1 protein-coding gene is annotated in these 1,250 nt (G+C 65.9%); it reads left to right on the forward strand.

Annotated elements, in window-relative coordinates:
* Window positions 1–193 precede the first annotated feature (193 nt).
* On the forward strand, window positions 194–1,250 hold a 1,057-nt coding region (locus NS220_RS16805; protein WP_058625155.1), incomplete at its 3' end, for an RCC1 domain-containing protein.

The raw sequence follows: 1,250 nt of genomic DNA on the forward strand, positions 1-1,250 counted from the left end.
CGTGGTGTTGGGGGCGAATGGTGTGGGGTGTGGTTCGGATCCGTCGGGTCGTTTGGGGACCCAGGCGCAGTCGGATGCGAGTGCGCGGTCGACGCCGGTGCAGTTGTTGACGTCGTTTCCGTCGCCGATTGTTCAGGCGTTGTCGACGCGGTATACGAGTCAGTCGTCGGCGGTGTTGTTGGCGGATGGGACGGTGTGGACGACGGGGGCGTATGACTTCGGTCAGCTCGGTGATGGTTCGACCGCTCCGCGTAACACGTGGGCGATGGTGCCGGGGTTGACGGGTGTGACGCAGATGGCGGCGGGTTCGTTGTCGTTCTATGCGTTGGTGGGTGGTGTGATCTGGGCGTGGGGTGACAACACGTTCGGCACCATCGGTAATGGGACGTTCACGCAGGCGAACACGCCGGTGAAGGTGTCGGGCATCTCGACGGCGACGGCGGTGGTCGCTGGGGCGCAGCAGGCGTATGCGCTGTTGTCGGATGGGACGGTGATGGGCTGGGGTCGTGGTGACGTCGGCTTCGGTGGGGCTCCGGTGTCCGACCGGAACACGCCGGCGGCTGTTCCTGGTGTGTCGGGTGCGACGCAGATCGCGGCGGCCGGCGGTGTCGGTTTCGCGTTGTTGTCGGATGGGACGGTGCGGTCGTGGGGTGCGAACTGGGCGGGTCAGACCGGTCAGGGCCAGTCGACGTCGAACACTCCGCTTCCGGTGGGTCCGGTCGTGGGTGCCAGCGGAACCCTGTCGGGGGTGTCGAAGATCTTCGCCGGTGGGACGACGGGTTTCGCGGTCATGACGGACAAGTCGTTGCAGGCGTGGGGCAACAATGCGGAGGGTGAGCTGGGAATCAACAGCTCGGCGGCGCAGAGCGTGTCCGCGGTGGCGGTGGGCCGCCTGTCGAACGTGGTGAGCGTGTCGTCGACAGAGAAGACTGTCTTCGCCTTCACCACTGATGGAAAGCTGTGGGGCTGGGGCGACAACTCCGTCGGACAGCTCGGTGACGGGAGCACCACCAACCGGCCGACTCCGACCGCGCTCAACCCCGTTTCCGGTCAAGCCGTCACCGGCGTCGTGACCAACTCGCCCTCCACCCACGCCACCTACTTCCTCACGGGGTCATCGACGTTGTCCGTCGATGACGCCGCCCTGCTCTTCGCGAGTTCGGATGGTGAAGGTGCGGTCGATGCGGGCTCCCAGTACGAGCGGTCCGGTGTTTTAGACACAGCTGACGCGGCCGACGAACTTTCGCGTG

This window comes from Microbacterium testaceum (genome assembly GCF_001476655.1).
In the GTDB taxonomy this organism is placed as follows: domain Bacteria; phylum Actinomycetota; class Actinomycetes; order Actinomycetales; family Microbacteriaceae; genus Microbacterium; species Microbacterium testaceum_C.